This window comes from Hydrogenophaga sp. 70-12 (genome assembly GCF_001897365.1).
Lineage (GTDB): Bacteria > Pseudomonadota > Gammaproteobacteria > Burkholderiales > Burkholderiaceae_C > Hydrogenophaga > Hydrogenophaga borbori.
This window is the reverse complement of the sequence record NZ_MKSS01000316.1, coordinates 1-7605: the sequence shown is the minus strand read 5'-3', so window position 1 is coordinate 7605 and position 7605 is coordinate 1. Positions and strand designations below refer to the sequence as shown.

Below are 7605 nucleotides of genomic sequence, written 5' to 3'. Positions count from 1 at the left end.
AAAGCCGTCGTCGGCGGCGATCACCGCGCCGTTCACGAAATGGCTCTCGTTGGCGCACAGCATCACCAGCAGCGCATCGAGGTCGCTCGCCTGACCCAGGCGCTTGCGCGGCGTCATCTCGATGAGCCTCTTGCCCTGCTCGGTCTTCCAGTGCTCGTGGTTGAGCTCGGTGTCGATGTAGCCCGGGCAGATGGCGTTGACGTTGATGCCGAAGCGGCCCCACTCCACCGCCATGGCCTTGGTCATCTGCACCACGGCGGCCTTGCTCATGCAGTACACGCCGATCTGCGGCAGCACCTTCAGCCCCGCCATGGACGCGATGTTGACGATGCGCCCACCGACGAAGGTGCCCGGCGCCGCGCCCTTGGCGCGCGCGATCATGCGCTTGCCCACCTCCTGCGCAACAAAGAAGGCGCCCTTGGTGTTGGTGTCGAAGACGAAGTCGTAGTCGGCCTCGTCCACGTCCTGCAGGCGCTGCGTGGTGCTCACGCCCGAGTTGTTGACCAGGATGTCGATGGGCCCGACCTCGGTCTCGGCGTGCGCGATGGCGGCCTTGATGGAGGCCATGTCGGTCACGTCCAGCGCCACCACGTGCGCCGCGCCGCCGCTGGCCTCGATGTGCGCGCGCAGGTTCATGAGGCGGTCGGTGCGGCGGCTGGCCAGCACCACGGCGGCGCCGGCCTGGGCCAGGGTTTTGGCGAACTGCGCGCCCAGCCCGCTGGACGCGCCGGTGACCAGGGCCACGCGGCCCGACAGGTCGAGGGTGTAGGCCATGCTCAGTCTCCCCAAATGTGAACGGTCGTTCGATTTTGTGCGGTCGCCGCATAAAATGCGGTCCGCTCCGGGACACGAGCCCTTCGCAAAGGAGGGTGGCCGGAGGTTGCCAAACATTATGAGCGAGACCCCCCATGACGCATGATCAGATCCTGGCCCAGTTCGGTCCCCGCGAAGCCATGGAGTACGACGTGGTCGTGGTCGGCGCCGGCCCGGCCGGCCTGTCCACCGCCATTCGACTGAAGCAGCTGGCCGCCGAGCAAGGCAAGGAGGTCAACGTCTGCGTGCTGGAGAAGGGCTCCGAACCCGGCGCGCACATCCTCTCGGGCGCGGTGATGGACCCGCGCGCCATCAACGAGCTGTTCCCCGACTGGAAAGCGCGCGGCGCGCCGCTGAACCAGCCTGTCACGGGCGACGACCTGCTCATGCTCAGCGAGACGGGGTCGAGCCGCACGCCCGATTTCCTGATGCCGCGCAACTTCCACAACGAGGGTTGCTACGTCATCAGCCTGGGCAACGTGGTGAAGTGGCTGGCCGAGCAGGCCGAGGCCCTGGGCGTGGAGATCTTCCCCGGCTTCACCGCCGCCGAGGTGCTCTACAACGACGACGGTTCCGTCAAGGGCGTGGCCACGGGCAACCAGGGCATCGGCAAGGACGGCGAGCCCACCGAGGCCTTTCAGCTCGGCATGGAGCTGCACGCCAAGTACACCGTGTTCGCCGAGGGCGCGCGCGGCCACCTGGGCAAGCAGCTCATCGCCAGGTTCGACCTCGACAAGGGCAAGGACCCGTCGAGCTGGGCCATCGGCGTCAAAGAGCTGTGGGAGGTTCCGGCCGACAAGGCCAAGCCCGGCCTGGTGGTGCACACCGCCGGCTGGCCCATGACGGACGACACCTTCGGCGGCGGCTTCCTATACCACCTGGAGGACAACAAGGTCACGCTGGGCTTCGTCATCGGGCTGGACTACAGCAACCCCTGGCTCTCGCCCTTCGAGGAGATGCAGCGCTGGAAGACGCACCCGGCGATCAAGGCGCACATCGAAGGCGGCAAGCGCCTGGGCTACGGCGCGCGCGCCATCAACAACGGCACGCCGCAGGCCATGCCCAAGACGGTGTTCCCCGGCGGCGCGCTGGTGGGCTGCGACGCCGGCTACCTGAACGCCGCGCGCATCAAGGGCAGCCACGCGGCCATCAAGAGCGGCATGCTCTGTGCCGAGGCGGCCTTCGAGGCCGTGACGGCCGGCCGTTCGAGCGACGAGCTCTCGGCCTACCCCGCGGCCTTCGAGAAGAGCTGGCTGCACGAGGAGCTCTGGCAGACCCGCAACTTCAAGGCCTGGTTCAAGAAGGGCCCGACCATCGGCAAGCTGATGACGGGCATCGAGCAGTGGTTCCTGCCCAAGATCGGCGTGAGCGCGCCGCCCTGGACCCTGCACCGCGACAAGCCCGACCACGAGTACCTCAAGCCCGCGGACCAGATGCCCAAGATCGCCTACCCCAAGCCGGACGGCGTGCTCAGCTTCGACCGCCTCTCCAGCGTCTTCGTCTCCAACACCAACCACGAGGAGAACCAGCCCGCGCACCTGACGCTGAAGAACAGCACGGTGCCGGTGCAGGTGAACCTGGCGAAGTACGCGGGCCCGGAAAGCCGCTACTGCCCGGCCGGCGTGTACGAGTTCGTGAAGACCGATGCGGGCGAGGACCGCCTGCAGATCAACGCGCAGAACTGCGTGCACTGCAAGACCTGCGACATCAAGGACCCGACGCAGAACATCGTGTGGGTGACGCCCGAAGGCGGCGGCGGGCCGAACTACGCGGGCATGTGAGGCAGGGACGTGTGACGTCCCTCACGCGATCGCCACGAAGCCGCCCCCGGGCGGCTTTTTCACGCCCGCGTGACACGCGAGCGTCATGTGCCCCGCCCAGAGTGCGGCGTCCACCGCCGCCTGCGCACCGCCCATGCTCATCAAGACCGACAAAGGCCGCACCGAATTGCTCCCGGGCCATCGCTCGCTGGGCCAGCGCGAGCGCGCCATCCTGCTGGTGGCCGATGGCCGCAAGTCCACCGATTCACTCAACGCCCTCTTCCACGGCGAAGGCCGCGCCATGGTGGAGGCGCTGCTGGCCGACGGCTACCTGATCGACGAAGCCCCGGCCGCGCCGCCCGCGCGCCCGGTGCCGCCGCCACCGCGCGGCTCGGTGGACACCTTCAGCGGGCCGCGTTCGCTGGCCAGCGCGCGCATGTTCCTGTTCGATCTGTCCGACCGCATGTTCGCCGCGCGCGACCGCGCCCTGGCCGACCGCTTCCGCCAGGCGCTGCGCGAGGCGCGCGACGCCGCGAGCATGTTGGCCGTGGGCCAGGACATGCTCACCGAGATCGAGCGTGTCGCGGGCGCCGAGCGCGCCGCCTCGATCAGCGAGCGCCTGGCCAAGGTGCTGCCCGAGACCACCCCGCAGGACGCCTGAGCGCGCCCTCGCGCCCCTGAGGACGCCGGGCGGCCTTGTCCGTGCGCGCCGGGTTCCCGGCTAGAATCCGCCGCATTGTCAGGAGAGCGTTCCCCCGGGGAACCGCCGAAGGCGCAGGGGCCGGACCAGGCCCCGAACGCTCAGGCAAAAGGACTGGCAAACGCCCGCCACCCGGCGGGCGATCCCCCCTGGAGAGAGGCCCCACCCGATGGGGTCCACCGAAGGAGCAAGCGCGGCATCGCCCGCGTGAATCTCTCAGGTAAAGCGGACAGTGGGGCAGCGCACGGATGAACCCGTGTCCCGCCCCGCGAGGGGCCTGCCCCCGCCAGAGAACCCGCCGTGTCCGCCGACGCTCCCACCGACCTCCTCAAGACCCCGCTGCACGCGCTGCACCTCGAACTGGGCGCGCGCCTGGTGCCCTTCGCGGGTTACAGCATGCCGGTGCAGTACCCGGCGGGCCTCATGGCCGAGCACCTGCACACGCGCGAAGCCGCCGGCCTGTTCGACGTCTCGCACATGGGCCAGCTGCGGCTCATCGGCCCCGACGCCGCCGCCGCCTTCGAAAGCCTGATGCCGGTGGACGTGATCGGCCTGGCGCCCGGCAAGCAGCGCTACGGCCTGCTGCTCAGCGACGAGGGCACGGTCATCGACGACCTGATGTTCGTGAACCGGGGCGACGACCTCTTCGTCATCGTCAACGGCGCCTGCAAGCACGGCGACCTCCAGCACATCGTCGAGCGCATCGGCGCGCGCTGCACCGTGGAGCCGCAGTTCGACCGCGGCCTGCTCGCGCTGCAGGGCCCGCGGGCCGTGGCAGCCCTGCAGCGCTTGGTGCCCGGCGTGGAGAAGCTGGTCTTCATGACCGGCGGCGCCTTCAGCTGGCAGGGCAAGCCCCTGTTCGCCACGCGCAGCGGCTACACCGGCGAGGACGGCTTCGAGATCTCGCTGGCCGCGGCCGACACCGAGGTCTTCGCGCGTGCCCTGCTCGCGCAGCCCGAGGTGAAACCCGTCGGCCTGGGCGCGCGCAACTCGCTGCGCCTGGAAGCCGGCCTGTGCCTCTACGGCAACGACATCGACACCACCACCACGCCCGTGGAGGCCGCGCTCAACTGGGCCATGCAGAAGGTGCGCCGCACGGGCGGCGCGCGCGCGGGGGGCTTCCCCGGCGCCGAGCGCGTGCTCGCGCAGCTCGACGGCAGCGCGCCCCTGTCGCGTGTGCGCGTGGGCCTGCTCGCGCAGGAGCGGGTGCCGGTGCGCGAGCACACCGAACTGCAGAGCGAGGCCGGCGAGCGCCTCGGTGAAGTCACCAGCGGCCTGCTCGGCCCCAGCATCAACCAGCCCATCGCCATGGGCTACGTGCCGCCGGCCTTCGCGGCCGTGGGCACGCGCCTGAACGCGCTGGTGCGCGGCAAGGCCGTGCCCATGCAGGTGGCCTCCCTGCCTTTCGTTCCCAACCGTTACCACCGCGGCTGATCGCCGCAGGAGCACAACCATGACCGTCAAGTACACCCCCGACCACGAGTGGATCCAGCTCGAGGACCACGAAGCCGCCGTCGTCGGCATCACCCTGCACGCGCAGGACGCGCTGGGCGACGTGGTCTTCGTCGAGCTGCCCGAGGTGGGCCGCAGCTACGCCAAGGGCGAGGTCGCCGGCGTGGTCGAGTCGGTGAAGGCCGCGGCCGACGTCTACATGCCGCTGGACGGCGAGGTGACCGAGGTCAACGAAGCCCTGCGCGCCGACCCCTCGCTGGCCAACAGCGACCCCCTGGGCAAGGGCTGGTTCTTCAAGGTCCTGATCAAGGACATGGGCCAGTTCGATCCGCTCATGGACGAGCCGGCCTACCAGAAGTTCGTCAAGGACAACGCCTGACCTTTCCCCCGCCACCGAGGCCCGCCATGCTCATGCCCTCCGTCAAGCCCCTGGGTGAACTCGAAAACGCCAGCGAATTCGTCGCGCGCCACATCGGCATCGACGAAGCCGGCGAGCGCCACATGCTCTCGGTCATCGGCGAGGCCTCGCGCCGCGCGCTGATCGACAGCATCGTGCCGCGCCCGATCGCGCGCCGCCAGGGCATGCAGCTGCCCGCGCCGCTGACCGAGGCCGCCGCGCTGGCCGAGCTCCAGGGCATCGCGCGCCAGAACAAGCTGCTCAAGAGCTTCATCGGCCAGGGCTACCACGGCACCCACACACCGGGCGTCATCCTGCGCAACATCCTGGAGAACCCCGCCTGGTACACGGCCTACACGCCCTACCAGGCCGAAATCTCGCAGGGCCGAATGGAGGCGCTGGTCAACTTCCAGACCATGGTCACCGACCTGACGGGCATGGACATCGCCAACGCCTCCATGCTCGACGAGGCCACGGCTGCGGCCGAGGCCATGACGCTGGCCAAGCGCTCCGTGAAGGCCAAGGGCCATGCCTTCGTGGTGTCGGGCGACACGCACCCGCAGACCATCGAGGTGATCCAGACGCGCGCGGCGCCGCTGGGCCTGGAGGTGCGCGTGGCCATGTCGGGCGAGGAATGGGACGCCATGCTGGCGGCCGACGACTACTTCGCGGCCTTCACGCAGTACCCGGCCTCCAGCGGCTGGCTGCACGACTGGACGGCGGACGCCGCCACCGTGCACGGCAAGAACGCCGCCTTCATCGTGGCCGCCGACCTGCTGGCCCTGACCCTGATCAAGCCGCCCGGCGAGATGGGCGCCGACATCGTGGTCGGCACCACGCAGCGCTTCGGCATGCCCATGGGCAATGGCGGCCCGCACGCCGCCTACATGGCCTGCCGCGACGGGTTCAAGCGCAGCCTGCCCGGCCGCCTGGTGGGCGTGAGCGTGGACACCCATGGCCAGCCGGCCTACCGCCTGGCCCTGCAAACGCGCGAGCAGCACATCCGCCGCGAGAAGGCCACCAGCAACATCTGCACGGCGCAGGTGCTGCCCGCGGTGATCGCCAGCATGTACGCCGTGTACCACGGCCCGCAGGGCTTGAAGCGCATCGCGCAGCGCGTGGCGGCGTACACGGCCATCCTGGCCAAGGGCCTGGCCCAACTGGGCTACACCGACACGCACCACGGCGACCAGGGTGTGTTCGACACCCTCGCCCTGCGCGTGGACCCGGCCCGGGCGAACGCGCTCATGGCGCGCGCCGTGGCCCACGGCGCCAACCTACGCCAGGCCTGGGACGAGTACGTGATCGTCACGCTGGACGAAACCACCACACGCGAGGACATCGCCCTGCTGTGGACCATCTTCGCGAAGGACGGCCAGGCCCTGCCCTCGGTCGAGGCCTTCGAGAAAGGCCTGGAGCCGCTGATCCCCGACGGCCTGCGCCGCAGCAGCGGCTTCCTCACGCACCCGGTCTTCAACACCCACCACAGCGAGACCGGCATGCTGCGCTACATCCGCATGCTGTCGGACAAGGACCTCGCGCTGGACCGCAGCATGATCCCGCTGGGCTCGTGCACCATGAAGCTGAACGCCACCAGCGAGATGATCCCCATCACCTGGCCCGAGTTCGCGAACGTGCACCCCTTCGCCCCGGCCGACCAGCGCCAGGGCTATGCCCTGCTCGACCGGCAACTGCGCGACTGGCTGTGCGAGGCCACCGGCTACGCCGGCATCAGCCTGCAGCCCAACGCCGGTTCGCAGGGCGAGTACGCCGGCCTGCTGGTCATCCAGGCCTACCACCGATCGCGCGGCGAAGGCCACCGCAACATCTGCCTGATCCCCAGCAGCGCGCACGGCACCAACCCGGCCAGCGCGCAGATGGTGGGCCTGCAGGTCGTGGTCACCAAGTGCGACGAGAACGGCAACGTCGACCTGGCCGACCTGAAGGCCAAGTGCGAGCAGCACTCCAAGCACCTGGCCGCGGTGATGATCACCTACCCCAGCACGCACGGCGTGTTCGAGACCCAGGTGAAAGAGCTGTGCGCCCTGGTGCACCAGCACGGCGGGCGCGTCTACGTGGACGGCGCCAACATGAACGCCCTGGTGGGCGTGGCCGCGCCGGGCGAGTTCGGCGGCGACGTGAGCCACCTCAACCTGCACAAGACCTTCTGCATCCCGCACGGCGGCGGCGGCCCGGGCGTGGGGCCGGTCTGCGTGGTGCAAGACCTGGTGCCCTTCCTGCCCGGCCACGCGGCGGGTGGCCTGCCGGTCAATGGCGTGGGCGCCATCTCGGCCGCGCCGCTGGGCAACGCGGCCGTGCTGCCGATCTCGTGGATGTACATCCGCATGATGGGCGCCGAGGGCCTGCGGCACGCCACCGAGACGGCCATCCTCTCGGCCAACTACATCAGCGCGCGCCTCAAGGACCACTTCCCCACGCTGTACGCGAGCGCCAACGGGCATGTGGCGCACGAGTGCATCCTC

The 7605-nt window shown here is 69.8% G+C and carries 6 protein-coding genes and 2 riboswitches; of the genes, 5 read left to right on the top strand and 1 reads right to left on the bottom strand.

The genetic code is table 11. The annotated features are described in order from the left end of the window. The coding region (locus BGO22_RS16730) for an SDR family oxidoreductase (RefSeq protein ID WP_286851839.1) at positions 1–774 on the bottom strand (774 nt) is incomplete at its 3' end. Positions 775–908: 134 nt separating this feature from the next. Between BGO22_RS16730 and BGO22_RS16725 the strand changes: the two genes are divergently transcribed. From BGO22_RS16725 to gcvP, 5 genes are all read left to right on the top strand, one after another. After that, positions 909–2594 (top strand): electron transfer flavoprotein-ubiquinone oxidoreductase, encoded by a 1686-nt coding sequence (locus tag BGO22_RS16725; RefSeq protein WP_070398147.1) that lies wholly within the window; start codon positions 909–911, stop codon positions 2592–2594. A gap of 133 nt (positions 2595–2727) precedes the next feature. Then, entirely contained in the window at positions 2728–3234 is a 507-nt protein-coding gene (locus BGO22_RS16720; RefSeq protein WP_070398148.1) for a hypothetical protein, read from the top strand. A 69-nt stretch (positions 3235–3303) separates the two neighbouring features. After that, positions 3304–3400: riboswitch (glycine riboswitch) on the top strand. 12 nt (positions 3401–3412) lie between these two features. Beyond that, positions 3413–3516, top strand: a riboswitch (glycine riboswitch). A gap of 57 nt (positions 3517–3573) precedes the next feature. Next, positions 3574–4707: a glycine cleavage system aminomethyltransferase GcvT gene (gcvT, locus tag BGO22_RS16715; RefSeq protein ID WP_070398149.1), complete on the top strand. Its 1134-nt coding sequence runs from the start codon at positions 3574–3576 to the stop codon at positions 4705–4707. Positions 4708–4726: 19 nt separating this feature from the next. Beyond that, complete coding sequence (gene gcvH / locus BGO22_RS16710) at positions 4727–5104, top strand: glycine cleavage system protein GcvH (RefSeq protein ID WP_070398150.1); 378 nt, start codon at positions 4727–4729, stop codon at positions 5102–5104. Positions 5105–5130: 26 nt separating this feature from the next. Beyond that, positions 5131–7605, top strand: a 2475-nt coding sequence (gcvP, locus tag BGO22_RS16705; RefSeq protein WP_286851835.1) for an aminomethyl-transferring glycine dehydrogenase, incomplete at its 3' end; no start/stop codon positions are given.

Coding starts and splice junctions, on each gene's coding strand:
- BGO22_RS16725 (WP_070398147.1), top strand. CDS start 909: ATGACGCATGATCAGATCCTGGCCCAGTTCGGTCCCCGCGAAGCCATG.
- BGO22_RS16720 (WP_070398148.1), top strand. CDS start 2,728: ATGCTCATCAAGACCGACAAAGGCCGCACCGAATTGCTCCCGGGCCAT.
- gcvH (WP_070398150.1), top strand. CDS start 4,727: ATGACCGTCAAGTACACCCCCGACCACGAGTGGATCCAGCTCGAGGAC.